General features: G+C 62.8%; 26 protein-coding genes. 19 read left to right on the top strand and 7 right to left on the bottom strand.

Going from position 1 to position 25,466, the window contains the following annotated elements; genetic code table 11:
- The first annotated feature begins 40 nt into the window (after positions 1-40).
- Both HF916_RS28455 and HF916_RS28450 read left to right on the top strand, forming a co-directional pair.
- Positions 41-1,336, top strand: a complete 1,296-nt coding sequence (locus tag HF916_RS28455; protein WP_168792256.1) for an MFS transporter — start codon at positions 41-43, stop codon at positions 1,334-1,336.
- 272 nt (positions 1,337-1,608) lie between these two features.
- Entirely contained in the window at positions 1,609-1,794 is a 186-nt protein-coding gene (locus HF916_RS28450; protein ID WP_007179669.1) for a hypothetical protein, read from the top strand.
- Positions 1,795-1,859: 65 nt separating this feature from the next.
- Here the strand turns inward: HF916_RS28450 and mgrA are convergent, their stop codons facing one another.
- On the bottom strand, positions 1,860-2,903 hold the full coding sequence (mgrA, locus tag HF916_RS28445) for an L-glyceraldehyde 3-phosphate reductase (protein ID WP_168792255.1): 1,044 nt from the start codon (positions 2,901-2,903) through the stop codon (positions 1,860-1,862).
- Positions 2,904-3,119: 216 nt separating this feature from the next.
- On the opposite strand from mgrA, the gene HF916_RS28440 reads away from it, so the two are divergent.
- Complete coding sequence (locus tag HF916_RS28440) at positions 3,120-3,326, top strand: DUF3185 family protein (RefSeq protein WP_168792254.1); 207 nt, start codon at positions 3,120-3,122, stop codon at positions 3,324-3,326.
- Between the two features lie 75 nt (positions 3,327-3,401).
- Here the strand turns inward: HF916_RS28440 and HF916_RS28435 are convergent, their stop codons facing one another.
- Entirely contained in the window at positions 3,402-4,163 is a 762-nt protein-coding gene (locus HF916_RS28435; RefSeq protein ID WP_168792253.1) for a phytanoyl-CoA dioxygenase family protein, read from the bottom strand.
- A gap of 247 nt (positions 4,164-4,410) precedes the next feature.
- Positions 4,411-4,626, bottom strand: a complete 216-nt coding sequence (locus HF916_RS28430) for a hypothetical protein (protein WP_168792252.1) — start codon at positions 4,624-4,626, stop codon at positions 4,411-4,413.
- Here HF916_RS28430 and HF916_RS28425 point away from each other — a divergent pair.
- Positions 4,625-4,990 carry a hypothetical protein gene (locus HF916_RS28425; RefSeq protein ID WP_168792251.1) on the top strand — a complete coding sequence of 122 codons (366 nt, stop codon included), beginning with the start codon at positions 4,625-4,627 and terminating at the stop codon, positions 4,988-4,990. The two genes, HF916_RS28430 and HF916_RS28425, sit on opposite strands and share 2 nt — an antisense overlap.
- A 181-nt stretch (positions 4,991-5,171) precedes the next feature.
- Here HF916_RS28425 and metK read toward each other — a convergent pair whose 3' ends face one another.
- Positions 5,172-6,362: a methionine adenosyltransferase gene (metK, locus tag HF916_RS28420; protein ID WP_168792250.1), complete on the bottom strand. Its 1,191-nt coding sequence runs from the start codon at positions 6,360-6,362 to the stop codon at positions 5,172-5,174.
- Positions 6,363-6,638: 276 nt separating this feature from the next.
- On the opposite strand from metK, the gene HF916_RS28415 reads away from it, so the two are divergent.
- From HF916_RS28415 to hslU, 9 genes are all read left to right on the top strand, one after another.
- Complete coding sequence (locus tag HF916_RS28415; RefSeq protein ID WP_168792249.1) at positions 6,639-7,523, top strand: lipid A biosynthesis lauroyl acyltransferase; 885 nt, start codon at positions 6,639-6,641, stop codon at positions 7,521-7,523.
- A 95-nt stretch (positions 7,524-7,618) separates the two neighbouring features.
- Positions 7,619-8,506 (top strand): diaminopimelate epimerase, encoded by an 888-nt coding sequence (gene dapF, locus HF916_RS28410; protein ID WP_168792248.1) that lies wholly within the window; start codon positions 7,619-7,621, stop codon positions 8,504-8,506.
- A 57-nt stretch (positions 8,507-8,563) separates the two neighbouring features.
- Complete coding sequence (locus HF916_RS28405; RefSeq protein ID WP_168792247.1) at positions 8,564-9,286, top strand: DUF484 family protein; 723 nt, start codon at positions 8,564-8,566, stop codon at positions 9,284-9,286.
- A 40-nt stretch (positions 9,287-9,326) separates the two neighbouring features.
- On the top strand, positions 9,327-10,250 hold the full coding sequence (gene xerC / locus HF916_RS28400; protein ID WP_168792246.1) for a tyrosine recombinase XerC: 924 nt from the start codon (positions 9,327-9,329) through the stop codon (positions 10,248-10,250).
- Positions 10,251-10,344: 94 nt separating this feature from the next.
- A complete protein-coding gene (locus HF916_RS28395) occupies positions 10,345-11,547 on the top strand; it encodes a class I SAM-dependent rRNA methyltransferase (RefSeq protein WP_168792245.1) in 1,203 nt (400 codons plus the stop codon).
- Positions 11,548-11,736: 189 nt separating this feature from the next.
- Positions 11,737-12,825, top strand: a complete 1,089-nt coding sequence (locus HF916_RS28390) for a CobW family GTP-binding protein (protein ID WP_168792244.1) — start codon at positions 11,737-11,739, stop codon at positions 12,823-12,825.
- 679 nt (positions 12,826-13,504) lie between these two features.
- Entirely contained in the window at positions 13,505-13,924 is a 420-nt protein-coding gene (gene dksA, locus HF916_RS28385) for an RNA polymerase-binding protein DksA (protein WP_012431412.1), read from the top strand.
- A 561-nt stretch (positions 13,925-14,485) separates the two neighbouring features.
- Complete coding sequence (gene hslV / locus HF916_RS28380) at positions 14,486-15,022, top strand: ATP-dependent protease subunit HslV (protein ID WP_168792243.1); 537 nt, start codon at positions 14,486-14,488, stop codon at positions 15,020-15,022.
- A 9-nt stretch (positions 15,023-15,031) separates the two neighbouring features.
- Entirely contained in the window at positions 15,032-16,378 is a 1,347-nt protein-coding gene (hslU, locus tag HF916_RS28375) for an ATP-dependent protease ATPase subunit HslU (RefSeq protein ID WP_168792242.1), read from the top strand.
- 136 nt (positions 16,379-16,514) lie between these two features.
- On the opposite strand, the gene HF916_RS28370 is transcribed toward hslU, so the two are convergent.
- Positions 16,515-17,057 carry a response regulator transcription factor gene (locus HF916_RS28370; protein ID WP_168792241.1) on the bottom strand — a complete coding sequence of 181 codons (543 nt, stop codon included), beginning with the start codon at positions 17,055-17,057 and terminating at the stop codon, positions 16,515-16,517.
- A complete protein-coding gene (locus HF916_RS28365; protein ID WP_168792240.1) occupies positions 17,054-18,364 on the bottom strand; it encodes an ATP-binding protein in 1,311 nt (436 codons plus the stop codon). The genes HF916_RS28370 and HF916_RS28365 overlap by 4 nt, the downstream gene beginning before the upstream one ends.
- A 127-nt stretch (positions 18,365-18,491) precedes the next feature.
- Here HF916_RS28365 and HF916_RS28360 point away from each other — a divergent pair, with 127 nt between their 5' ends.
- Positions 18,492-20,129, top strand: a complete 1,638-nt coding sequence (locus tag HF916_RS28360; RefSeq protein WP_168792239.1) for a tetratricopeptide repeat protein — start codon at positions 18,492-18,494, stop codon at positions 20,127-20,129.
- A 202-nt stretch (positions 20,130-20,331) separates the two neighbouring features.
- Here the strand turns inward: HF916_RS28360 and HF916_RS28355 are convergent, their stop codons facing one another.
- Complete coding sequence (locus tag HF916_RS28355; protein ID WP_168792238.1) at positions 20,332-20,550, bottom strand: cysteine-rich CWC family protein; 219 nt, start codon at positions 20,548-20,550, stop codon at positions 20,332-20,334.
- Between the two features lie 265 nt (positions 20,551-20,815).
- Here HF916_RS28355 and argB point away from each other — a divergent pair, with 265 nt between their 5' ends.
- The 5 genes from argB to metW all read left to right on the top strand — a co-directional run bounded on the left by argB (position 20,816) and on the right by metW (position 25,465).
- Positions 20,816-21,715 (top strand): acetylglutamate kinase, encoded by a 900-nt coding sequence (gene argB / locus HF916_RS28350; protein ID WP_007179687.1) that lies wholly within the window; start codon positions 20,816-20,818, stop codon positions 21,713-21,715.
- Between the two features lie 236 nt (positions 21,716-21,951).
- Positions 21,952-22,755, top strand: coding sequence for a pyrimidine 5'-nucleotidase (locus HF916_RS28345; RefSeq protein ID WP_168792237.1), 804 nt, complete (start codon positions 21,952-21,954; stop codon positions 22,753-22,755).
- On the top strand, positions 22,722-23,405 hold the full coding sequence (slmA, locus tag HF916_RS28340; RefSeq protein ID WP_168792236.1) for a nucleoid occlusion factor SlmA: 684 nt from the start codon (positions 22,722-22,724) through the stop codon (positions 23,403-23,405). The genes HF916_RS28345 and slmA overlap by 34 nt, the downstream gene beginning before the upstream one ends.
- A 309-nt stretch (positions 23,406-23,714) precedes the next feature.
- Positions 23,715-24,860, top strand: a complete 1,146-nt coding sequence (gene metX, locus HF916_RS28335) for a homoserine O-succinyltransferase MetX (protein ID WP_168792235.1) — start codon at positions 23,715-23,717, stop codon at positions 24,858-24,860.
- Positions 24,857-25,465: a methionine biosynthesis protein MetW gene (gene metW / locus HF916_RS28330; RefSeq protein ID WP_168792234.1), complete on the top strand. Its 609-nt coding sequence runs from the start codon at positions 24,857-24,859 to the stop codon at positions 25,463-25,465. Before metX ends, metW begins: the two co-directional genes overlap by 4 nt.
- Position 25,466: the final 1 nt, after the last annotated feature.

Genomic DNA, 25,466 nt, shown 5'->3' with positions numbered 1-25,466 from the left:
TTAACTCCTTTGTCCTTTGCATCCCTGAGGAGATTTTTTCGTGACCCCGCCGCCGGACGCCCACCGGACTGCTGCTTCGGCTGCTCCTGCGTCTTCGATCGATTCCTCGCCCGCTTCTTCCAACGCTTCCGCCGTGCCCGACATCCCTTACCTCGAACGAGGCACACGCGCCTACTGGCGCGCCAGCATCGCGCTGCTGTTCGCCGGCTACGCGACGTTCTCGCTTCTCTATTGCGTGCAGCCCTTGCTGCCATCGTTTTCGACGGCGTTCAACGTGACGCCGGCACAAAGCAGCCTGTCGCTCTCGCTGACCACGGCCGCGCTCGCGCTTGCCGTGTTCGTCGCCGGCTTCGTTTCGGAAGGCTGGAGCCGTCACAAGCTGATGACGCTGTCGCTCACCGTTTCCGCGTTGCTGACCGTTGGCGTATCGATCGCGCCGCAGTGGCATCAACTGCTCGTGCTGCGCACGCTCGAAGGTCTCGCACTCGGTGGCGTGCCCGCCGTCGCCATGGCCTATCTCGCGGAAGAAGTGCACCCCGATGGCCTCGGCCTCGCAATGGGACTCTATGTCGGCGGCACGGCGATCGGCGGGATGGCTGGACGCGTGATCACCGGCGTTGTCGCGGATGTGTTTTCGTGGCGCGTCGCGATCGGCACGATCGGCGTGCTCGGCATTCTGTCGATGCTCGCGTTTCGCGCGCTGCTGCCGCCGTCGCGTCATTTCGTGCCGCGGCGCGGACTCGGCTTCACGCATCACCGCACCGCCCTGCTCAAGCAATTCACACGACCCGGACTGTCTCTGCTGTTTCTGCTCGGCTTCGTGCTGATGGGCAGCTTCGTCACGCTGTACAACTACATCGGCTACCGGTTGCTCGCGCCACCTTATCAGTTGAGTCAGACGGAGATCGGCGCGATCTTCGTCGTGTATCTGACTGGCGTGGTCGCCTCGCCGTGGTCGGGACGCATGGCCGATACGTTCGGCCGCGCGCGCGTGCTCATCGCCAGCTTGCTGTTGATGGTGCTCGGTCTCGCGCTCACCCTGTTGCATCCGCTGGCGGCGATCGCGGCCGGCATCGCGTGCGTGACGTTTGGCTTCTTCGCCGGACATTCGGTGGCGAGCAGTTGGGTCGGACGCCTCGCCAAGGATGCCAAAGGTCAGGCCGCCGCCCTGTATCTGCTCGCGTATTACATCGGCTCGAGCGTGGTCGGCTCGTACGGCGGTCACGTGTGGGCCAGTTTCGGATGGAACGGTGTTGCGGGACTGGTGGGCGTGTTGCTCGTCATCGGACTCGTTGCAGCGATGCGCTTGCGCGAGTGTGAGCAACCTCGCATTTGATGCTCGCGCTTCGACCCAGTGCGCATTGAATGACGCTTAAAAGTAAGGACAACGTAAGCGAATGCTTAAAGTTTTTCATCGTAATTGCTGCGTCGCGGCAATCGCGGCGGCCCTTGCCGCGCCGGGTTCAGCGGCTTGCGAATAGCCGCTGCAGCGCCGCAAAGCGTCGCTATATCGACCTGACTTGTCTCCTATACTCAAATCGAGCGTGGGCGGCGCATGACTCTATAAATCGAGCCGCCGCCTTCGCAGGGATATATAAGGAGACGAGAATGACGACCTACTTCACGATCGGCGATTTCATCCTGGTCATTCCGATGGCGTTGGCCGGGGCCTTGTTTGTCGGTGCGCTGCCCTGTAAGACGGAATTCCGGCACAACGCGTTGCGCGTGCTTGGCGCGCTGATCGGCGTGGTGTTCGCCGTCGTGCTGGTGGAAGGTTTGCCGGCGCTCGTCTAGAAGAAAAAAGCCGCCTCGTGGGCGGCTTTTCTATTGCTACCGTGTGAATGGTCAAGTCGCGGGGATCAGATTGCCTGATCCGTCGACGGCTTTTCCCACAGGTTGATGCCACCTTCGGTTGCGTAGCGATCGATCTCGGCCAGTTCGTCCTTCGAGAACGCGAGATTCTTCAGCGCGCCGACGTTCTCGCGCACCTGCTCCGCACGGCTCGCGCCGATCAGCACGGACGTCACGCGCGGATCGCGCAGCGCCCAGGCGAGCGCCATCTGCGCCAGGCTCTGTCCGCGACGTTGCGCGATGTCGTTGAGCTTGCGCACGTGCTCGATGTTCTGCGCGCTCAAATGCTCCTGCTTCAACGAACCGCCGCCCGGCTTGTTGACGCGCGCATCGTCCGGCACACCGTTCAGATATTTGCCGGTGAGCAGACCCTGAGCCAGCGGCGTGAACGCGATGGCGCCCGCGCCGACCTTCTCCAGCGTATCCAGCAGTTCGTGTTCGATCCAGCGATTGAGCATGTTGTACGCGGGCTGATGAATCAGCAGAGGCACCTTGTACTCGGCGAGCAGCTTCGTCATCTCGAGTGTCTTGCTTGCCGAGTACGACGAAATCCCGATGTACAGCGCCTTGCCCTGCTGCACGGCGCTGGCCAATGCGCCCGCGGTTTCTTCGAGCGGCGTATCCGCATCGAAACGATGCGAATAGAAAATATCGACGTAGTCGAGGCCCATGCGCTGCAGGCTCTGATCGAGACTCGCGAGCACATATTTGCGCGAGCCGCCGCCTTGACCGTACGGACCCGGCCACATGTCCCAACCGGCCTTCGACGAGATCAGCAGCTCATCGCGATACGGCTTGAAGTCGTCCTTGAAGAGCCGGCCGAAATTGGTTTCGGCGCTGCCGTACGGCGGCCCGTAGTTGTTGGCGAGGTCGAAGTGCGTAATACCCAGGTCGAAGGCCGTGCGCAGGATGTCGCGCTGCGTGGAGATCGGCGTGGTGTCGCCGAAGTTGTGCCACAGACCGAGCGACAGCGCCGGCAGTTTGAGACCCGACTTGCCGCAGACGCGGTAGTGCATATCCGAATAGCGTTCTGAAGCTGCTTCGTAAGCCATTGCTAGTGTCCTTGATGGTGAAGGCGCCCGACCAGTGCGGGCATGGGCAATTGCATGCTGCGGGAGACGTGCCGCTTTATTTTTGGAGGTGGGGGATGCGGCCAGACCGCTATGGTAGCGAATCGACGTGATGCATGCAGACACCCAGTATGCGGGATGGACGATCGCTTGCGGCTCCCCTACACTTTGCCCGACTCAAGCTCAGGGGAGAGATAGATGACGAAGGCGATTTCCATCGCGTTGATTGTCGGCGGTATCGTGCTGCTGTATTTCGGCGGGCAGGCGTTCAATTCGGTGAGCAGCGACGTCGCGCGCGTCTTTACCGGTTCGCCGACCAACAAGGCGATCATGCTGATCGTGGGCGGCGTCGTGGCCACGATCGCCGGCCTGACGGGAATGGCTTTGTCGGGACGCAAGCGCTAACGGCCAGCGCGACTACGCGGCGCTTCGGATTCTTCGTACGTGGACCCGAAGCGCCGCCGCGAGAGATCAAAAAACCTAGAACGCGACCTCGGGCTTCGCAGCCGAACGGGTCCCCGGCAACGGCACGTTGCTCGCACCGTGATAGGTGTACACCAGCGAAAACTTCACCTGATCGGTGATGTTCTTGCCAGCCGAATGCAGCGTATTGCAGTGAAAGAACACCACGTCGCCGGGCTTGAGTTCAGGTGACACCGCGGTGCGGATCCACTCCTGATTCTCTTCCAGATCGGAGCGGAAAAATTTGGCCTGATCGAACCGGTCGGACGTGAACGCGGCGCTGTGCGACTTCGGCACCAGCCACAGCGCGCCGTTATCCACCGTCTCCGCGCCGACCGCAAGCCACACCGACACCAGATCGTCCCGCTCGAACGACCAATACCGCACGTCGCGATGCCAGCCGGTCAAGCTGCCATGCGCCGGATGCTTGGTCATCATGCAGTTGTGGTGCGCGCGTGACAGATGCGGCTCCTCACCGAAATACAGTTCCATCCAGCCGCGAATTTCCGGCGCGGTCGCCCATTGCGCGAAACTCGGATGGCGTCCATACGCATCCAGCAGCCGCCGCACTGTATGGCCGCCGGGCGCCTGTTTGGAGGTCGGCGCGCCGGGATACTGCAGATCCGCCTCGAACTCGATCGGCGCGGCCGCTTCCTGCAACTGACGCTGCGCAATCTCTTTCAATTCGTCGCAACGCTCGGGCGACACCAATCCGGGCACCACGACAAAACCCTGCTCCCGCAACGTCTGAATCTGCTCTTTCTTGGAATGAAGTGACATGGTGTTCCGTTACTGTCGACAAGCTGATGCACGATTGTAAAACGGGCGCGATCGCAAAGTGTGCTGTTTCAGCCGCTGGAAACCACAGCCTTAGCACTACTTTCATGCGCGGCGCTCAATTTCGCGGCACTTTCACTGGGCAAACGCGCACGAAAATCGACCGCAAAGGGCGCGACCACGCTCGCCGCAAATCGCGAACTACCCCGTAAAAACCCGTATTCGCAGGGTAAAAACCGACTTTATGACGTCACGAATCGCGTGTAACCTGCGCTGCATGTTGATCGCCGCTCCCGCACTTTCGCGCCGCGTACAGGCCGCCGAGGCCGACTCCGCCGTACACCGTGCACTTTTCCGTCGAATTCCAGGCTTTCGCGCCGTCCATCGCGACACCGCCATTGGCACATTTGGTGCTCTTCATGGCGCACATTCCGTCGCGCGGCGCGTTACCTACTTGTGAAGCCATGCATACTCTCCTGAGCACCCGTCTTACCCGTGCAGCACTGAAAGCCGCGCGTCCCGCGCGCCGCCATGTCGTGCGCGCGCTGCGCCATCACGCTACCCGCACCCGCGCGTTGGGCGAACAATGGCGCGAGACCAAAGCCGTCGACGGCATTCGTACCTGGTTCAACACGTTCTTCTCCGCCTTGCGTCTGCAAGGCAGTTCGCGCCGTTTTTCGCTGCGCACGCTGCTGCGCAAACCGACGCCGCTGCGCCTCACCGCGCAACGTGCCCCGGTCGCCGTGCCGCAGAACACGAGCCGCCGCCCGCGTCGCATGTCGACGAATGGCAGCACCGGCTGGTTCGCGTTTGCGTTTGCGAGCCGTTAAGGCGATTACAGAACGCAGCACGCTTCTGGACCGGCGCAGCCTCAACGGCCGCGTTGATGCGAGAACACATCGCGACCGTTGAAGCCGCCGAGCAACTGCGCAGTAAAGCAACCGTCGCAAATGAAAAAACCCCGCCTGGCTCACGCCGGCGGGGTTTTTTGCTGAAACGAACGGCTTGCGCTTAGTCGGCCAGCGCGGCAACCGGTTCCGTGCCGGCGGCTTCGGCGAGTGTCAATGCCTTGTCCGTGGATTCCCACGTGAATTCCGGCTCTTCGCGGCCGAAGTGACCGTAGGCCGCGCTCTTCTCGTAGATCGGGCGCAGCAGGTCGAGCATCTGGATGATGCCCTTCGGACGCAGGTCGAAATGCTCCTGCACCAGACGCGTGATGGTCGCATCCGACACGCGGCCCGTGCCGAACGTGTTCACCATCACCGACGTCGGCTGGGCGACGCCGATAGCGTACGACACCTGAATCAGGCAGCGCGAAGCCAGGCCCGCGGCCACGATGTTCTTCGCGACATAACGGCCGGCGTAAGCCGCCGAACGGTCGACCTTGGACGGATCCTTGCCCGAGAACGCGCCGCCGCCGTGCGGTGCGGCACCGCCGTACGTATCGACGATGATCTTGCGGCCGGTCAAACCGCAATCGCCTTGCGGACCGCCGATCACGAAACGACCCGTCGGGTTCACGAGAAACTTGATGTCGCCCTTGATGAGCTCGGCCGGCAGCGTCGGCTTGATGACTTCTTCGATCACGGCTTCGCGCAGCGTGTCCAGATCGATATCCGGCGAATGCTGCGTGGACAGCACCACGGTGTCGATCGCATGCGGCTTGCCGTCGACATAACGCACGGTGACTTGCGACTTCGCGTCCGGACGCAGCCACGGCAGACGGCCGTCACGGCGCAGATTCGCCTGACGCTCCACCAGACGGTGCGACAGGTGGATCGGCAGCGGCATCAGTTCCGGCGTTTCTTCGCACGCGTAACCGAACATCAGGCCCTGGTCGCCGGCACCTTGATCGAGGTTGTTGTCGTGCGCGCGGTCCACGCCCTGGGCGATGTCCGGCGATTGCTTGTCGTATGCGACGAGCACCGCGCAGCCGCGGTAGTCGATACCGTAGTCGGTGTTGTCGTAGCCGATGCGCTTGATCGTGTTGCGCGCGACCTGGATGTAATCGACGTTCGCGGTGGTGGTGATTTCACCTGCCAGCACGACGAGACCCGTGTTGCACAGCGTTTCCGCGGCGACACGCGAGTATTTGTCTTGAGCCAGAATGGCGTCGAGAATGGCGTCCGAAATCTGATCCGCGACTTTGTCGGGATGGCCTTCGGAGACGGATTCGGAAGTGAAGAGATAGTCGTTTGCCACGTTGCAGACTCCTGTTGTGTGGTTACGGTTGAGTTTCACGTAGCCAGCTTCGGGAGCCTTGAAGCGGCGACGCTTTAGCGGATTACCTTACCGACAGGCGCAAACACATGGTTTGCAGCCACCGGCTTCGCCCCGCAAGTTGTCTATTAACTCGGCGAAGCCCTTATTATAGCGACTTCCTTTGATTGTCACAGAGTGATCACCCGTGCTGTATTTCGACCCGTCTTCAGGTTTCTTGAGCAAAGCGTCGCTCGACGCCCTACACGGAGGGGTGGCATGCTAAATCGTCTTGGTGCCCACCTGGCCATCGGACTGCTGAAATTTCTGGCGTTGCTGCCGTACGGTTTCGTTGCGCGACTGGGCGACGGGCTGGGCTGGCTGCTCTATCAGATCCCCAGCAACCGTAAGCGCATCGTCCACATCAATCTGAGCTTGTGCTTCCCGGAGTGGAGCGCCGAGCACCGCGAGGAGATCGCGCAGAAACACTTCCGCCACGCGATCCGCAGTTATGTCGAGCGCAGCGTGCAGTGGTTCGCCTCGGCGAAGAAGCTCGAAAAGCTCGTGCAGGTGGATAGCGAGATCGACCTGCTGGATCCCGACATGCCGCCCACCCTGTTGCTTGGCGCGCATTTCGTCGGTATCGAGGCAGGCTCCGTGTTCATCAATCACGCGCTGCGCCGGCAGTGCGGCGCGCTCTATCAGCCGATGTCCAACAAGGTGCTCGACGACGTGGCGAAAGCCGCGCGCGGCCGCTTCGGCGCGGACATGGCGAGCCGCGCCGACAGCGCGCGCATCGTCCTGCGCTGGCTCCGCGACCGCAAGCCCGTGATGCTCGGCGCCGACATGGACTACGGCGCGCGCAATTCCACCTTCGTGCCGTTCTTCGGCGTGCCGACCTGCACGCTGACCGCGGTCGGGCGTCTGGCCGCGGTGGGCCACGCGCAGATCGTGCCGTTCATCGGCGAAGTACTGCCGAACTACAAGGGCTACCGGCTGAAAGTGTTCAAGCCGTGGCAAAACTACCCGACCGGCGACGACGACGCGGACGCCCGTCGCATGAATGCCTTCCTCGAAGAACAGATTCCGTTGATGCCCGAGCAGTACTACTGGGTACACAAGCGCTTCAAGACCCGGCCGCCGGGCGAACCGAGCGTGTATTGAACGGCCGCTGGCGCGCCGTCGCCCAAAAAAACGCCCGAGCGCGGAAATAACGCGGCGTTCGGCGCACCCGTGGGCGCGTCACTTACAATAGCGTGATGAAACTGAAATTCACCAAAATGCAGGGCGCGGGCAACGACTTCGTCGTGCTCGACGGCTACACCCAACCGGTCAACCTGACGCCGGCGCAGGTGCGCGCGCTCGCGGACCGGCATTTCGGCGTCGGCGCCGACCAGTTGCTGCTGGTCGAGAAGCCCACGGTGGCGGGCGTCGATTTCAGGTATCGCATCTTCAATTGCGACGGCGGCGAAGTCGAGCATTGCGGCAACGGCGCGCGCTGCTTCGTCAAGTTCGTGCGCGACAGCGGCCTCACCGACCAACGCAGCGTGCGCGTGCAGGTGCAAAAGGGCACCATCACACTGACCATGCAAGAAAACGGCGAAGTGCTGGTCGACATGGGCACGCCGGTGTTCGACCCGGACCGCGTGCCGTTCGCCACCAAAGGCCTGGAAGGCCGCCGCGAAGGCGCGGACACGCTCTGGCCGCTCGACGTGAACGGCACGACGCGCTGGATTTCGGCGGTGTCGATGGGCAATCCGCACGCCGTGCAAGTGGTCGACGACGTCGAAGCGTTCCCGGTGCTGGTCGAAGGTCCAGTGATCGAACGTCATGCTCGTTTTCCGCAGCGGGTGAACGCGGGCTTCATGCAGATCGTCGGCCGTAGCGAGGTCAAACTCCGAGTGTACGAACGCGGAGCGGGTGAAACGCTGGCGTGCGGCACCGGCGCCTGCGCGGCCGTCGCGGCCGGCATCCGGCGCGGGCTGTTGGACACACCGGTGCTCGTGCACACACATGGCGGCAAACTGACGATCACGTGGGACAACGCGCAAGAAGGCGAGCCGCTGCTGATGGCAGGCCCTGCCGCGACCGTCTTCGAAGGCGAAATTGAACTGCCCGACTCACTAGCCGATTCACAGGCCGCTTAAACTCATTGACCGATGCGCCGCCCCAAGGCGTCGCCCCGTAGTCCTTTAGCCGAAACCATGAACGATCGCGAAGTCGCCGAATATCTGCTCGCCAATCCTGAATTTTTCGCCGAACACGCGGAAATGCTCGCGACGATCCGCCTCGCGAATCCACACGGCAAAGCCGCGGTGTCGCTGCAGGAACGGCAGATGGAAATGCTGCGCGACAAGAACAAGCACCTCGAACGCCGCCTCGCCGAACTCCTGCGCTACGGCCACGAGAACGACAGCATCGCGTCGAAATTCAACCGCTGGACCATTCGCGTGATGGCCGAGCGCGATCCGTATGCGCTGCCGCGCACGATCGCCACCGGTTTGCGCGACATTTTCGACGTGCCGCAAGCCGCGCTGCGCGTGTGGGATGTGGCCGAGCCGTATGCTCAGGCCGAGTTCGCGCGCCATGTCGGCGAAGAAGTGCGCATCTTCGCCAACAGCCTGACCACGCCGTATTGCGGCGCGAATACCGGCTTCGAGGCGGCGCAGTGGCTGGCGCCGTCTGTGGCCGCGGTGAGCGACGAGGGTTCAGCCGGCCACGCGGCGTCTGAGTCGGCGCATGCTACCGAATCGATCGCGCTGCTCGCGCTGCGCGATCCGGAAGGCAAGGAAGAAGCGCCGACCTTCGGCCTGCTGGTGATGGGTTCGGCCGACGCGCGCCGCTTTCACGACGGCATGGCCACCGACTTCCTCACGCAGATCAGCGCGCTGGCCAGCGCCGCGCTGAGCCGTCTGCTGCCGCGCTGAGCGGCGTTCCGCTCCGCGCCAGCCGCTCGAAAAACGCACCGTGACCGCCGCCGACCCGATCGCCGCCTATCTGTCGAATCTCGAACACGAGCGGCGGCTCTCGGCGCATACGCTGCGCGGCTACACCCACGAACTGGAAGAACTCAAGCGGTTGGCCAAAGGCCGGCCGCTCGAAAGCCTGACGGCCGTCGACATTCGCGGCGCCGTTTCGCGAGCGCACGCGGGCGGCCTGACGGCGCGCTCGATCAGCCACCGGCTGTCGGCGTGGCGCGCGTTTTACCGCTGGCTCGCCGGCCGCGTCGATCTACCGGCCAATCCGGTCGCGACCGTGCGCGCGCCGAAGCAGGCCAAACCGCTGCCCAAAGCGCTATCCGTCGACGACGCCACGCGTCTGATGGAAAGCCCGCCAGCCGCATCGCCCGAAGGTTTGCGCGATCACGCCATCCTCGAACTGTTCTACTCGTCGGGCCTGCGACTCGCGGAACTCGTCGGCCTCGACGCCCGTTTCGCCGATGCTGACGGCTACCGCTCGGCCGGCTGGCTCAAGCTCGATTCCGCCGAGGTCGAAGTGCTCGGCAAGGGCAATCGGCGCCGCGTCGTGCCGGTCGGCAGCAAGGCGCTGGAAGCCTTGAGCGCCTGGCTCGCCGTCCGTGACCAGATGGTGAAGCACGATCCGTATCCGCTGTTTCTCTCGGCGCGCGGCAATCGCCTGTCGCCGAATGTCGTGCGCGATCGTGTGAAGCGCGCGGCGCTGGTCGCCGGCATTCCCGCCAACGTGCATCCGCACGTGCTGCGGCATTCTTTCGCCACGCACGTGCTGCAGTCGAGCGGCGATCTGCGCGCCGTGCAGGAACTGCTCGGCCACGCCAGCATCACCGCGACGCAGGTCTACACCGCGCTCGATTTCCAGCATCTCGCGCACGTCTACGATCAGGCGCATCCGCGCGCCAAAAAACGCGACTGACTCCGCGGCTCGATTCGCGGCGTGCGGTCTCCGCCTTCGCTTTACCTGCCGCGTGCGCTGTGCCGCGCGGCCCATTGCTCTCTCTGACACCCTGATGAATACCGTTACGCTCAAACCGTCGAAAGAAAAGTCGCTGCTGCGCCGCCATCCGTGGGTCTATGCCAACGCGATCGACCGGATCGACGGCAATCCCGCGCCCGGCGCCACCGTGCTGGTGCGCGCGCACGACGGCCGTTTTCTCGCGCGCGCGGCCTACAGCCCGCATTCGCAGATCCGCGCCCGCGTGTGGAGCTTCGACGAAAGCGAGCCGATCGATCACGCGTTCTTCAAGCGCCGCGTGCAGCGCGCGCTCGCGCATCGTCAGACGATGGTCCACGACACCGGCGCGGTGCGGCTGATTTTCGGCGAGGCGGACGGCCTGCCGGGCTTGATCGTCGATCACTACGTGGCCGAGGACGAAGGCCAGCGCAGCCAGTTAGTCTGCCAGTTCATGGCGGCGGGCGTGGAGGCGTGGAAGGAAGCGATCGTCGCGGCGCTGACGGGCGCGACCGGCTGCCCGAACGTCTACGAACGCTCGGACGTGTCGATTCGTCAGAAGGAAGGACTCGAACAGATCACCGGCGTGCTGGCGGGCGAAGCGCCGTCGGAAGCGTTGATCGCGAGCGAAAACGGCGTGCGGTATCACGTCGACGTGCGCAATGGCCACAAGACCGGCTTTTACGTCGACCAGCGCGACAACCGCCTGCTGGTGCAGCAGCTCGCGCAGGATCGCGAGGTGCTGAACTGCTTCTGCTACACGGGCGGCTTCTCGCTGGCAGCGTTGAAAGGTGGCGCCAAACGCGTGGTGTCGATCGATTCGTCGGGCGACGCGCTGGCGATCGCCCAGCAGAACGTGGCGGCCAACGGCTTCGACGCCGAGCGCGCCACCTGGCTCGACGCCGACGCCTTCAAAACGCTGCGCCGCCTCTACGATGAGGGCGAGCGCTTCGACCTGATCGTGCTCGATCCGCCGAAATTCGCGCCGTCGCGTGAACATGTGGACCGCGCGTCGCGCGCTTACAAGGACATCAACCTGACCGGCCTGAAGTTGCTGCGCCCGGGCGGCCTGCTCTTCACCTATTCGTGCTCCGGCGCGATCGACGCTGAGCTTTTTCAGAAGATCGTGTCCGGCGCGGCCGCCGATGCGCGCGTGGACGCCCGGATTCTCAAGCGGCTTGGGGCCGGTGTGGATCACCCCTTGCTCACCGCGTTCCCGGAAGGCGAATACCTGAAGGGCCTGCTGTTGCAAATCGCCTGATCGCCCATAGGTTCGGGTTTATTTCCGGCGTCGCCGGCATGGCGAAAGCGGGCTCGAACCAGGGTCCGCCAGCGTCGCCTTGACAGATATGTTTCAATAACCGCCTGGACAGGGCAGCGCGCCACCCGGCTGCGCGCCTGGCCCACGCACTCGATTACGCACCGTTACACGACCATACAGGCGACCCACATGATCCCAGTCACCATCCTGACCGGCTTTCTCGGCAGCGGCAAAACCACCCTGCTCAAGCGCATCCTGAATGAAAAGCACGGCATGAAGATCGCCGTGATCGAAAACGAGTTCGGCGAAGAGAACATCGACAACGAAATCCTCGTCCAGGACACGGGCGAGCAGATCATTCAGATGAGCAACGGCTGCATCTGCTGCACGATTCGCGGCGACCTGTCGCGCGTGCTGGGCGATCTGGCGGCGCAGAAACAGTCGGGCAAACTGGATTTCGATCGCGTCGTGATCGAAACCACCGGTTTGGCCAATCCGGGTCCGGTTGCTCAGACGTTCTTCATGGACGACCAGATCGCCAATGAATTCCTGCTGGACGCGATCATCACCCTGGTCGACGCCAAGCACGCGAACCACCAGTTGGACGAACACGAAGTCGTGCAGCGCCAGGTCGGTTTCGCCGACCGCCTGTTCATCACCAAGTCGGATCTGGTCGATGAAAAACACATGGCCGATCTGCGTCACCGTCTGCTGCATATGAATCCGAGGGCGGCGATCAAGGTCGTCAATTTCGGCGAGGCGGACATCAAGGAAATCTTCGACCTGCGCGGCTTCAACCTGAATTCGAAGCTTGAGATCGATCCGGACTTCCTCGTCGAAGACGAGCATGCGCACGGCCACGCTCACGCGCATGACGAACACGGCCACACCCACGACGATCACGCCAACTGCGATCACGAGCACGATCATTGCGATCACGAAGGCCATGATCACGCGCATCACCACCATGCGCACCATGACGACAAGATCAAGTCGTTCGTCTACCGCAACGACCGCCCGTTCGATCCGAACAAGCTGGAAGACTTTCTCGGCGGCATTCTGCAGATTTACGGCGAGCGCCTGCTGCGCTACAAGGGCGTGCTCTATATGAAGGGCGTCGACCGCAAGGTGGTGTTCCAGGGCGTCCATCAGATGATGGGCAGCGATCTGGCCGCAAAATGGCAGCCGGTCGAGAAAAAGACCAACAAAATGGTGTTTATCGGCATCGAATTGCCGCAAGACCTGATCACCGACGGTCTGGACGCCTGCCTCGCCTAAGAAGCGTGAAGCCCCGGCTTGCCCGGGGCTTGTCGTTTATTCAGACCGAAAGCGGTACGACACGGCATGCGCCGTGCTGTAGTGCCTGAAACGCAGATATGCGCAAAGCGCGCGCCGGCCAAATCATCTGCGGAATCCGCCTTAACGGCGGCCGAAAGCTCACTGAAAAGTCGCGTGTATGAAAAGCGCGTGAAAACCCTGCTGTATTAAAGCGTGCACGACCATCGCTTTTTGGTCGTGCGCGCGTTATATTTTCGGGATATCGGGTGCCGTACGGGGATTTTCACCACTTGCGGTGCTAGATTGTGATTCAGTTACAATACGTGCCCACTGGAGAATGACAACGAATTGCCCGGTCAGCGCGTATCCCGCGACGGGCCTGAAAGGCGCCGGAAAATCTTATCCGGACGATACGCCGACAATGCCGGCTGGCAGCGCCTGAAAAGGCGCGCTGTCGGCAAGCAATGCCTCAGGAGCATTTGAGAATCGGTTTCCAGAGGAGTTCGGCCCCGCATTAGCGTTGCGACGCCCGGCGTGTGGGCGCCAGGCGCTTCGGCGTCACGACAGTCCACCGTCCGTGCCCGCCTTGGCGCTCAGCGTCCTCGAGGCGCATTTGCGGGCAATACGAAAGTGCGGGCACTATGTAAGAGTTTTGCCTCACATTGAAGAAGTAAGCCAGATGACGACGAAACGACTCTTGACCGAAGCCGAAATCCTGAAGATGAGCGACAAGGATTACATGAATGAGGATCAGCTCGCCTTCTTCAAGAACAAGCTCGAACAACTGCAGGCGGATATTCTCCGCAATGCCGGCCAGACGACCGAAAACCTGCGCGAGACGGTAATCGTGCCGGACCCGGCCGACCGCGCAACGATCGAGGAAGAGCATGCGCTCGAACTGCGCACGCGCGACCGCGAGCGCAAGCTGCTGAAGAAGGTGCAGCAGTCGATCGCGCGCATCGACTCGGGCGACTACGGCTGGTGCGAAGAAACCGGTGAGCCGATCGGCATCCCGCGTCTGCTCGCACGGCCCACGGCCACCCTGTCGCTCGAAGCGCAGGAGCGCCGCGAACTGCGCCAGAAGCTGTTCGGCGACTGAACGCTTGCGGCGCGGCTTCGGCTCCGCGCCCTGAAAAGCTGCTTCGTCGAGAGGCGCACGGTGAGCCGTGCGCCTTTTTGTTTTGTGTGACGCATGCTTGAGGCATTGCCGTGAGACGGCTACCGGCGGCGATATGCATGAATTCGCGCGCAATCCGGTCGCGTTCGGCGCGTCCGCCTCTCTGCTCTGGTCCGCCGTGATGCAGGCTGTCACCCACCTCGCCTCGACACCGCCTATCGGCGTAACCGCCGCGTTCGCTCCCGAATCCATCTGTATTTGTCCTACGCCATTTGCCGGCTCGCGACCGGGATTCGCGCTATCCCAGCCCCGCGCCGCCCGATGCCGCGGGCCCGCACCCCGCACCAATTCACGTGTTTTTTGTCTTATGCCATTTGCCGGCTCTTGATATGACCGCGCACGCCCTAAAATAAATCGGACATGCGCTGCACGAGCGCGCGCCGGCCGGTTCGTTTGTTAGCGTCGCGCGCCGTCCGCTTTCAGGATTCATGCGGTAGCGCAGTGCGCTGCCGCGTCCTACCCGTTTTGCAAAGAGGAACGCATATGGAGCAATTTCACGGCACGACGATCGTTTCCGTGCGCCGCGGCGACAAAGTCGCGCTCGGCGGCGACGGCCAGGTGACGCTAGGCAACATCGTCATGAAAGGCGGTGCGAAGAAAGTCCGGCGCATCTATAACGGCAAGGTGCTGGTCGGCTTCGCCGGCGGCACGGCCGACGCCTTCTCGCTGCTCGACCGCTTCGAAGCGAAGCTGGAAAAACATCAAGGCAACCTCACGCGCGCCGCCGTCGAACTCGCCAAAGACTGGCGCACCGACCGCATGCTGCGCCGTCTCGAAGCCATGCTGATCGCCGCTGACGCCACCACCACGCTCGTCATCACCGGCAATGGCGACGTGCTTGATCCGGAAGGCGGCATCTGCGCGATCGGTTCCGGCGGCGCCTATGCGCAAGCCGCCGCGACTGCGCTCGCTCACAACACTGAACTGTCGCCCCGTGAAATCGTGGAGAAGTCGCTAGAGATTGCCGGCGACATGTGCATCTACACGAACCATAACCGCGTTATCGAGACGATCGAGTAAGGACACACGATGAGCACCATGACCCCTGCCGAGATCGTCTCGGAACTCGACAAACACATCATCGGCCAAGGCCGCGCGAAAAAAGCGGTGGCTGTGGCGCTGCGCAATCGCTGGCGCCGTCAGCAGGTTGAAGATCCGCTGCGTCAGGAAATCACGCCGAAGAACATTCTGATGATCGGACCGACCGGCGTCGGCAAGACCGAAATCGCGCGGCGTCTGGCAAAACTGGCCGACGCGCCGTTCATCAAGATCGAAGCGACCAAGTTCACCGAGGTCGGCTATGTGGGCCGCGACGTGGACAGTATCGTGCGCGACCTGATGGAAATCTCGGTCAAACAGACGCGCGAAACGGAAATGCGCAAAGTGCGGACCAAAGCCGAAGATCAGGCCGAAGACCGCATCCTCGATATTCTGCTGCCAAGCGCGCGCCCGGTCGGCTTCGGCGCGAGTTCGAGCGCCGCGGATACCGTCGACGAAGGCAGCACCACGCGCCAGACATTCCGCAAGCGTCTGCGCGAAGGCCTGCTCGACGACAAGGAAATCGAGCTCGCCGTGGAACAGCCGCAAGTCGGCATGGACATCATGGGGCCGCCGGGCATGGAAGACATGACCGAGCAGATCCGTTCGATGTTCGCGAACATCGGCGGCGGCAAGAAAACGCGCCGCAAGCTGAAGGTCAAGGAAGCGCTGAAGGTTCTCACCGACGAAGAAGCCGGCAAGATGCTGAACGACGAAGAGGTGAAAGCCAAGGCCGTGCAGAACGTCGAGCAGAACGGCATTGTGTTTCTTGACGAGATCGACAAGATCGCCTCGCGCAACGAAGCCGGCGGCGGCGAAGTTTCGCGTCAGGGCGTGCAGCGCGATCTGTTGCCGCTGGTCGAGGGCACCACGATCAACACCAAGTACGGCATGGTGAAGACCGACCACATTCTGTTCATCGCGAGCGGTGCATTTCACCTGGCCAAGCCGAGCGATCTGATTCCGGAACTGCAAGGGCGTTTCCCGATTCGCGTCGAACTGGATTCGCTGTCGGTGAAGGACTTCGAATCGATCCTGGTGTCCACGGACGCGAGCCTCGTCAAGCAATACCAGGCACTGCTGGCCACCGAAGACGTGCACCTCGAATTCGCCGACGACGGCATTCGCCGCCTTGCGGAGATCGCGTACTCGGTCAACGAAAAGACCGAGAACATTGGCGCACGCCGTCTGTACACGGTGATCGAAAAGCTGCTTGAGGAAGTCTCGTTCGCGGCCGGCAATCACTCGGGCCGGACGGTGCAGATCGACGCGACCTATGTCGATCGCGCGCTGAACGAAGTGGCGGAAGACGAGGATCTGTCGCGCTACGTGCTGTGATGTCGATGCAGATACCGCCGCATGTGGTGTTCATCGCTTGAGGCGAATCAGATGTGATGCGTAAGAAAAACGGGCTGCCTTCGATCAGGCGGCCCGTTTTCATTTGTTTGCGGCAAGCGGAGCCAAAACGACTCGCTTACTGCTTGACCGGCCGCTTCGCCAGCTTGCGCTGCAGCGTGCGCCGATGCATGTTCAACGCGCGCGCGGTAGCCGAAATATTGCCGCCGTGCTCGGCGAGCACGCGTTGAATATGCTCCCACTCCAGACGCGCCACCGACAACGGCGTGGGATGCTCGATCGCCTCTTCTGCTTGCAGCGCGCTCGCTTCACTTTGCAGCGCCGACAGAATCGTCTCGACGTTGGCAGGCTTGGCCAGGTAATTATCGGCACCGTCTTTCACCGCCTGCACCGCGGTGGCGATGCTCGCATAACCCGTCAGCACCAGCATGCGCGCGTCGGGCTGCAAATCGCGCAATGGCGCGACGAGCGTGAGACCGGAATCATTGCCGAGATGCAGATCCACCGTGATCTGGCTGAACTTCTGCCGATTCGCCAGCTTGATGGCCTCATCCGCGTTGTGCGCCTCGCTCACCGTGTAGCCGCGCCGGGTGAGCCCACGAGCGAGGATGCCGGAGAACACCTCATCGTCGTCGATCACCAGAAAATTCATATCGCTCATGCCTGTTTCTCCGTGTTGGATGGCGCAGCGCCTTGACGGCCTTTGCCAGAAAATTTGCGTCCGGCGAGCGGCAGCTTCAGGACCGCGCGCGTGCCACGCGGCTTGATCGCACTGACATCGGTCAGTTCGATCGATCCATTCAGACGCGCCGCCGCCGAAAACGCCAGATAGAGGCCCACGCCGTGTCCACCTTGCGTACTCTCGACCGGCATCGCTCCGAGCGAGCCGCGCAACGTGGCCGGAATGCCCGGGCCCGCATCACATACTTCGAAGACGATCTGGTCGCCGCGCGCCGCCAGCGCGCAGGACAGCGTCACGTGATCGCGGCTTGCACGCGCGGCGTTGTCGAGCAAAATCGTGAGAATCTGACTCACGGCCACCGAATCGTCAAGACTGACATCCGCGGGCGGCACGCCGACCCGCTCGAACTTCACATGCGGATGACGCAAGCGCCACTGCTCGGCAAACGATTCGAGCCACTCGCCGACCAGTTGCCGGTTGGTGGTCGTCGACGCCCGGCTGCGCAAGCGCGCAAGCGCCGACGTACACAATGTCATTTGTTGTTCGAGCAATTCGAGATCTGCGCTATAAGGCGCAAGTCCCTTATCGGAACGCGCTGCATCTCGTAATTCTTCGGACAACATGGCAATTGTAGACAACGGCGTACCGATTTCGTGCGCCACAGTGGCGGCCTGGACACCCAGAGCGACCGCGCGTTCGTCGTGAAGCAAGCGCTGCTGCGCGTCTCCGAGTGCTGCGTCACGTAGCCGCAACGCTCGCGACATGCGCGCGACGAACCATGCAATGAGGCCAACGCTGACCATGAAGTTCACCCACATGCCCGCGCGGTAGTAGTCGAACAGGTTCGCCGGATTGTCGAGATTCAGCGGCACGGAATCGAAACCGAGGACCGCGTAGCAGGCCACGGCGAACGCCGCGAGCCACGCCATCAGATGCCACGGCAGCACGGCCGCCGCGATGGCGAGCGATGGCAGATAGAGCGAAACGAATGGATTGGTGGTGCCGCCGGAGAGAAACAGCAGTGCCGACAACGCGCCCAGATCGACCCAGATCTGGCCGAACAATTCCATGTTGGATTCGGGGCGCTGCTGCGAGACGCGCCACCACGTGATTCCGTTGAAGATCACTTCGAGCGCGATCACCAGCAGCATGGCGGGCAACGGCAAGTGCACGCCGATGAAGATCTGCACGAACGCGATCGTCATCAATTGGCCAATGATCGCGAGACTGCGCAGCCAGAACAGATGCCCGAGATTGACGCGGCCAGTGTTGGTGATTCGATGCATGACTTTAATTTACCTGTTCGGACTAGTCCGACTTACCTCGCGGCCTTGTGTCGGTAACATGGAATTTTTGCGATAGCGCCTAACGGGAACGAACTTTTCTTCGTGTCCTCCATTGCGCAACCCATCCATGCTACCGACTTCCCACAGCGAGGCCGACGCCTCTTCAGCTTTCCTGACTGTTCTGCGACAAGCCGCCGCAGCCCGGCAAACCGGCACGGCGCAGGCCGAAGCCGACTGCCTCGACGCTGCGGTGCGAATCCATCCACTCGACCACGCGGCGCTCGATTCGCTCACGACCAAGCTGCTCGAACAACACCATTCCGGCGACGCAATCGAACTCGCCGCCATTATTGCCCAACTCGATCCGCGCAACGCTCTTGCACACTTTCGCCTCGGCTACGTGCTGCAGATGGCGAACCGGCATGCCGAAGCCATCGCACCCTATCGCCATGCACTTGCAATCGATCCGCGTTTGCCGCGCCTGCGCAACAATCTCGCCGCTGCGCTGACGTTCACGGGCGGCGACCTGAACGAACAGATCGCGCTGCTGGAAAATGCCGTCCGCGATGAACCCGATGAGGGCGACGGGTGGACCAATCTCACGCACGCTTGTCGCACAAAAATGGATCTGCCGCGCGCGCTCGAAGCCGGCGCAAAGGCCGTGCAATGCGCACCGCATAGCTCGCTGGCGCACAACAACTATGCGCTGACGCTGCGTGAGGCGCAACGCTGGGACGACGCGGTGCAAGCCGCCCAAACCGCTTGCGCGCTGGCCCCCAACGACGCCTGCATGCGCTCCAATCTCTCCATGCTGCAACTCGTGCGTGCCGATTATGCGCACGGCTGGGCATCGCACGAAGCGCGCTGGGACGGCTCTTCGGAATTGGGCGGCAACCGTCCGGTGATGCCGGCGCCGCTTTGGCGCGGCGAACCGCTCGCCGGCAAGACGCTGCTGGTGTGGGGCGAGCAAGGCATGGGCGACCTCTTGCAGTTCTGCCGCTATATTCCGATGCTGGCCGAGCGCGTCCATCGCGAAGGCGGCCGTCTCATCTGGAATTCGTTCCCGCAGATGGGAGCGCTGCTCACGCGCAGCCTCGGCGGTCATGCGGACGAGTTTTCAGCCGGCGGCGGCGTCGAATCGCTACCGGCGTTCGATTACGAGATTCCGTTGCTGAGCCTGCCGCTGATATTCGACACGCACGAGGAAACGATTCCGGCGGCGCCCTATTTGCGAGCTGACTCAACAGCCACCAAGTCGTGGCAAGAGCGGCTTGCCGGGGAATCGCGGCTCAAAGTCGGGCTAACGTGGACCGGCAGCCACGGCCACCAACGCAATCCGTTCCGGCGCGTCGGCTGGGAACGCTATGCGGCTCACTTCGGCGGCGTGCAGGATGTGGCGTTCTATTCATTGCAGCCGGGCGCCGGCGCGGACGTGGCGGCGGCACGCGCGGCCGGCTTGCCGATGACCGACCACACCGCCGAATTCGCGACCTTCGACGATACCGCCGCGTTTGTCGGCGCGCTTGATCTTGTCATTACGGTTTGCACGTCTGCGGCGCATCTGAGCGGCGCGATCGGCCAGCGCACCTGGGTGCTGCTTGACGTCAATCCGCACTGGGTCTGGTTGCTCGACCGCCGCGACAGTCCGTGGTATCCGAGCGCCACGCTGTACCGGCAGCCGCAATTCGGTCAGTGGGAGCCGGCGCTGGAAGCCGTCGCGCGTGACCTGAGTGCGCTTGCAGGCGAGCACCGCCGGGCGGCATAAGTCGGCAGCGGTTTGGTAAGCCGGCAGCGCTCTCATCGGGCCGTGGAGCTCCCGTAAGTCGGCAGCGTTTTTGTAAGCCGGTAGCACCCTCGTAAATCGGCGGCGTTTTCGTACGCCAGCAGCACACTCGTAAGCTGGCAGCGCTCCCATCGGCCGCCGGCACGTCCTCAAACACTGCCGCATCCAGCACCCTCAGCGCAAATCACACGCCACCCGGCCGCGCCTGAGCCGCTCGCGCAATCTCCGCGGCAAGACATTCGGGGCACAGGCAGCGTCTGGCCGGATCGAGCCGGTCCACCGGTAACGGCGGCATCTCGCGGCACCAGCAGTCGAACGGCTGCCCATGCATGGCGCAGTCGAACGCGTTGCCGCAGCTCGGGCAGCGCGCGCTGCTTTCAGAACGGGAAACGGACGGTTTCATGACGGGCCGGATAGTCTCGCTTCAGCCGGGATCAGGAAATGATGCCACGACTGGCGAACCTCCGTGAGTCGTCCGTTCGGCTAATTTACCGGCACGTCCGAAGCGCGGTACGCTTCGTCGTCCGCTGGCGTCCGCGGGCTGTCATTGCGCGGCGCGCAAAGCCGGGAGCGCCCGCCGCCCGCGCAACTATCGAAAACCCTGTTGCAGCGCGCCAGTCCTGTACAATTCGCCCTGTTTTAACTGTTCCGTGCCTGAGCCTGCCGCCATGTCCGAGCTTCCCGACCTTTCGCAGATCGCGCCCACCCTGAAGGCTGAAATCCTGGCCGAGGCGCTACCCTACATTCGTCAGTATCACGGTAAGACCGTGGTCATCAAATACGGCGGCAACGCCATGACCGAAGAGCGGCTCAAGCAAGGCTTCGCGCGCGACGTGATCCTGCTCAAGCTGGTCGGCATCAATCCGGTCATCGTGCACGGCGGCGGTCCGCAGATCGACCAGGCGCTGAAGAAAATCGGCAAACAGGGCACGTTCATCCAGGGCATGCGCGTCACCGACGAAGAGACGATGGAAGTCGTCGAATGGGTGCTCGGCGGTGAAGTGCAGCAGGACATCGTCACGCTCATCAACCACTTCGGCGGCCACGCGGTCGGCCTGACGGGCAAAGACGGCGGCCTGATCCACGCGCGCAAGATGCTGATGCCGGATCGCGATAATCCGGGCCAATACGTCGATATCGGCCAGGTGGGCGAAGTCGAGGCGATCAACCCGGCGGTCGTGAAAGCATTGCAGGACGACGCATTCATTCCGGTGATCTCGCCGATCGGTTTCGGCGAAGACGGCCTGTCGTACAACATCAACGCGGATCTGGTCGCGGGCAAGCTGGCGGTGGTGCTGAACGCCGAAAAGCTCGTGATGATGACCAACATCCCCGGCGTGATGGATAAGGAAGGCAATCTGCTGACCGATCTGTCGGCGCGCGAAATCGACGGCCTGTTCGCCGACGGTACGATCTCCGGCGGCATGCTGCCGAAAATCTCGTCGGCACTGGACGCGGCCAAGAGCGGCGTGCGGTCGGTGCACATCATCGACGGCCGTATCGAGCACTCGGTGCTGCTGGAAATTCTCACCGAACAGCCGTTCGGCACGATGATCCGCTCGCATTGATTCCTGCCTCAAACCCGGCACACGCGACACGTCAGCATGGCGTGCACTGTGTGCCGTGCTGTTGCGCCGGCCAGTCGTACAGCGTGTACGGCAAGCGCTACACCTTCTGCGGCTCGCAACAACGCGCCGCCATGGCGCGCCAACCCGTTCTCCCCTCCTTTCCCGCCACCCGCACCGTGAACCGTTCGCGTTCGCCGCGTGAGGCAACTGTTCGCGCCTGAACGGCGCTCTCCACCATGCGCACTCCCACCTCCCGAAGCCGTCGTCCGCACATCGCAGGTGGCCGTCCGGTCTGGCTGTTCGACCTCGACAACACGCTGCATCACGCATCGCACGCGATCTTTCCGGCAATTAATCAGGGGATGACGCAGTACATCATCGACGCACTGCAAGTGGACATCGACGAAGCCAACCGTCTGCGCACCGGCTACACGCAACGCTATGGCGCAACGCTGCTCGGCCTGACGCGCCACCATCCGCTCGATCCGAACGACTTCCTGAAAGTCGTGCACACCTTCCCCGATCTCGGCTCGATGATCCGCCATGAACGCGGCGTCGCGCGCCTCGTCGCGGCGTTGCCGGGCCGCAAGATCGTGCTGACCAACGCGCCCGAGGCCTATGCACGCGCCGTGCTCGCCGAACTGCGTATCGAGCGTCTGTTCGAACAGGTGATCGCCATCGAGCACATGCGCGATCGCCGCCGCTGGCGCGCCAAGCCCGACCACGCGATGCTGCGCAAGGCCATGCGCGACGCGCACGTATCGCTGAAGGACGTGATCCTCGTCGAAGACACGCGCTCGCACTTGAAGAACTACCGGCGGCTCGGCATCCGCACGGTGTGGATCACCGGCCATCTGCCGCGCAAGCCGCACGCGGACGGCGTGCCGACGCGCCTGCCCGGCACCGGCCGGCCACACTATGTCGACAGAAGCATTCGTTCGTTAAAATCATTACGACTGAGCACCCGCTCGGTTCGATTGAAGAGACAGCAGACGGGACGACAGCCATGCAGCCGATCGACAAGCCTGACGAAGTCTTAACCGAACACGAACCGAACACCACGCTCGCCGCCCCGCGCGCGCAGCGCCTGAAGCCGGGCGAGCGCCGCGTGCACATCCTCCAGACGCTCGCCGCGATGCTGGAGGCGCCGAAAAACGAAAAGATCACCACTGCGGCACTCGCCGCCCGGCTTGGCGTTTCGGAAGCCGCGCTGTACCGTCATTTCGCCAGCAAGGCGCAAATGTTCGAAGGGCTCATCGAGTTTATCGAGCAGACCATCTTCGGGCTGATCAACCAGATCGCCGACAAGGAGAGCAACGGCGTACTGCAAGCGCGCTCGATCGCGCTAATGCTGCTCAACTTCCCCGCGAAGAATCCTGGCATGACGCGCGTGCTGACGTGCGAGGCGCTGGTCGGCGAGCATGAACGGCTGACCGAGCGCGTCAATCAGATGCTGGAGCGCGTCGAGTCGTCGTTGAAGCAATGCCTGCGGCTTGCGCAAATGGAGGCGAACACCGCTGCGAGTTCGGGTGAGAACGCCGTCCCGCTGCCCGCCGGCTACGATCCCGCGATTCGGGCGAGTCTGCTGCTGAGCTACATCATCGGCCGCTGGCACCGCTATGTGCGCAGCGGCTTCGCACGCCCGCCCGCTGAACACGCCGACGCGCAACTGCTCCTGATTCTTCAGTAGTCCGCTCGGCATGCGCCGCCCCACGCTCTGCGCCCGCGACGTTGCCGCACAAAAATTTCCGCTATACTTTGCGCCTGACTGCGGCACCCCGATTCATTCGGAACCGCTGTCCGCAACACCCTGAACACCTGCTTGAAAACCATCTACGCGCCGATTTGCTGACTCGATTGCGGGCGCGCGAACTGCCGGGAACGTTTCCCGCGGTTCACTATAAATGCGGCTAAAGAGGTCGTCAGCCGCGCACACAGTCGTTCCTCCGTGCTTTTGCCGACGCCGTTTAGCCGCCTGTTTTGATAAATGGCGGAATGAATGGAATCGATCGGTATCGTCGCTCCCCAAAAAATGCATTTCACCGAGCCGCTGCAGTTGCAGAACGGCAGCTCGCTGGCCGGTTACGACCTGATGGTCGAGACCTACGGCACGCTCAACGCCGCGCGTAGCAACGCGGTGCTGGTGTGCCATGCGCTCAACGCCTCGCATCACGTGGCGGGCGTGTACGCCGACAATCCCAAGGACATCGGCTGGTGGGACAACATGGTCGGCCCAGGCAAGCCGCTCGACACCGACAAGTTCTTCGTGATCGGCGTGAACAACCTGGGATCGTGCTTCGGCTCGACCGGACCGATGAGCATCGATCCGGCCACCGGCAATCCGTACGGCGCGACGTTCCCCGTCGTAACGGTGGAAGACTGGGTCAACGCCCAGGCGCGCGTCGCCGACCAGTTCGGCATCACGCGCTTCGCCGCGGTGATGGGCGGCAGCCTCGGCGGCATGCAGGCGCTCGCGTGGAGCATGATGTATCCGGAGCGCGTGGGCCATTGCATCGTGGTCGCGTCCACGCCCAAGCTGTCCGCGCAGAACATCGCGTTCAACGAGGTTGCGCGCTCGGCGATCCTCTCGGACCCCGACTTCCATGGCGGCAACTACTACGCGCACAACATCAAGCCGAAGCGCGGCTTGCGCGTCGCGCGCATGATCGGCCACATCACGTATCTGTCCGACGACGACATGGCCGAGAAATTCGGCCGCTCGCTGCGTCGCGCGGAAGGCGCGGTAGACGCCTATAACTTCAACTTCGACGTGGAATTCGAAGTGGAGTCGTATCTGCGTTATCAGGGTGACAAATTCGCCGACTACTTCGACGCAAACACCTACTTGCTGATCACGCGCGCGCTCGACTATTTCGATCCGGCCAAAGCCTTCGACGGCGATCTGACGGCCGCTGTCGCGCACACCACGGCGAAGTATCTGATCGCCAGCTTCTCGACCGACTGGCGGTTCGCGCCGGCCCGCTCGCGCGAACTGGTGAAGGCGCTGCTCGACCACAAGCGCACCGTCACCTACGCGGAAATCGACGCGCCGCACGGCCACGACGCCTTCCTGCTCGACGACGCGCGCTATCACAACCTGATGCGCGCCTATTACGAACGTATTGCGAACGAGGTGAACGCATGAACCAGCGAGCACTCGATTACCTGGCGCTGCGCCCGGACTTCCGCGCGATCGCCCGCTGGGTCGAACCGCGCGCCACGGTGCTGGATCTGGGCTGCGGCGACGGCTCGCTGCTCTCGCTCCTGACCGAAGAGCTGGAGGTGCAGGGCTACGGCATCGAAATCAACGACGCGGGCGTGCTGGCGTCGACACAAAACGGCGTCAACGTGATCCAGCAGAATCTGGAAGACGGCCTGCGCCTGTTCGAAGACGGCAGCTTTGATTTCGCGATTCTGTCGCAGACGCTGCAAACCATTCATCAGACGGCGGCAATCCTGCGCGAGACCGTGCGGGTCGGCAAGGAATGCATCGTGTCGTTCCCGAACTTCGGCTACTGGGCGCATCGGCTGTCGGTGTTGCAGGGCCGCATGCCGGTGTCGAAGTCGCTGCCTTATCAGTGGCACAACACGCCGAACGTGCGGGTACTGACGATCGAAGATTTCGAGGCGCTCGCGCCGGAAGTCGGCATCGAGATTCTCGACCGCGTGGTGCTGCACGACGGTCAGGTGGTGCGTTGGGGCGTGAACTGGCGTGGTAGTCTTGCGGTCTATCGCGTCAAGAAAAGCTAAC

This window comes from Paraburkholderia aromaticivorans (assembly GCF_012689525.1).
Lineage (GTDB): Bacteria > Pseudomonadota > Gammaproteobacteria > Burkholderiales > Burkholderiaceae > Paraburkholderia > Paraburkholderia aromaticivorans_A.
Note: the sequence above shows the minus strand (reverse complement) of the source record. Positions and strands in the feature narration are given on the sequence as shown.

Coding starts and splice junctions, on each gene's coding strand:
- HF916_RS28440 (WP_168792254.1), top strand. CDS start 3,120: ATGACGAAGGCGATTTCCATCGCGTTGATTGTCGGCGGTATCGTGCTG.
- HF916_RS28415 (WP_168792249.1), top strand. CDS start 6,639: ATGCTAAATCGTCTTGGTGCCCACCTGGCCATCGGACTGCTGAAATTT.
- hslV (WP_168792243.1), top strand. CDS start 14,486: ATGGAGCAATTTCACGGCACGACGATCGTTTCCGTGCGCCGCGGCGAC.
- HF916_RS28365 (WP_168792240.1), bottom strand. CDS start 18,364: ATGCATCGAATCACCAACACTGGCCGCGTCAATCTCGGGCATCTGTTC.
- HF916_RS28345 (WP_168792237.1), top strand. CDS start 21,952: ATGCGCACTCCCACCTCCCGAAGCCGTCGTCCGCACATCGCAGGTGGC.
- HF916_RS28355 (WP_168792238.1), bottom strand. CDS start 20,550: ATGAAACCGTCCGTTTCCCGTTCTGAAAGCAGCGCGCGCTGCCCGAGC.
- HF916_RS28395 (WP_168792245.1), top strand. CDS start 10,345: ATGAATACCGTTACGCTCAAACCGTCGAAAGAAAAGTCGCTGCTGCGC.
- dksA (WP_012431412.1), top strand. CDS start 13,505: ATGACGACGAAACGACTCTTGACCGAAGCCGAAATCCTGAAGATGAGC.
- HF916_RS28360 (WP_168792239.1), top strand. CDS start 18,492: ATGCTACCGACTTCCCACAGCGAGGCCGACGCCTCTTCAGCTTTCCTG.
- HF916_RS28430 (WP_168792252.1), bottom strand. CDS start 4,626: ATGGCTTCACAAGTAGGTAACGCGCCGCGCGACGGAATGTGCGCCATG.
- HF916_RS28425 (WP_168792251.1), top strand. CDS start 4,625: ATGCATACTCTCCTGAGCACCCGTCTTACCCGTGCAGCACTGAAAGCC.
- dapF (WP_168792248.1), top strand. CDS start 7,619: ATGAAACTGAAATTCACCAAAATGCAGGGCGCGGGCAACGACTTCGTC.
- mgrA (WP_168792255.1), bottom strand. CDS start 2,903: ATGGCTTACGAAGCAGCTTCAGAACGCTATTCGGATATGCACTACCGC.
- HF916_RS28390 (WP_168792244.1), top strand. CDS start 11,737: ATGATCCCAGTCACCATCCTGACCGGCTTTCTCGGCAGCGGCAAAACC.
- metW (WP_168792234.1), top strand. CDS start 24,857: ATGAACCAGCGAGCACTCGATTACCTGGCGCTGCGCCCGGACTTCCGC.
- argB (WP_007179687.1), top strand. CDS start 20,816: ATGTCCGAGCTTCCCGACCTTTCGCAGATCGCGCCCACCCTGAAGGCT.
- hslU (WP_168792242.1), top strand. CDS start 15,032: ATGAGCACCATGACCCCTGCCGAGATCGTCTCGGAACTCGACAAACAC.
- HF916_RS28370 (WP_168792241.1), bottom strand. CDS start 17,057: ATGAGCGATATGAATTTTCTGGTGATCGACGACGATGAGGTGTTCTCC.
- slmA (WP_168792236.1), top strand. CDS start 22,722: ATGCAGCCGATCGACAAGCCTGACGAAGTCTTAACCGAACACGAACCG.
- HF916_RS28450 (WP_007179669.1), top strand. CDS start 1,609: ATGACGACCTACTTCACGATCGGCGATTTCATCCTGGTCATTCCGATG.
- metX (WP_168792235.1), top strand. CDS start 23,715: ATGGAATCGATCGGTATCGTCGCTCCCCAAAAAATGCATTTCACCGAG.
- HF916_RS28435 (WP_168792253.1), bottom strand. CDS start 4,163: ATGTCACTTCATTCCAAGAAAGAGCAGATTCAGACGTTGCGGGAGCAG.
- HF916_RS28405 (WP_168792247.1), top strand. CDS start 8,564: ATGAACGATCGCGAAGTCGCCGAATATCTGCTCGCCAATCCTGAATTT.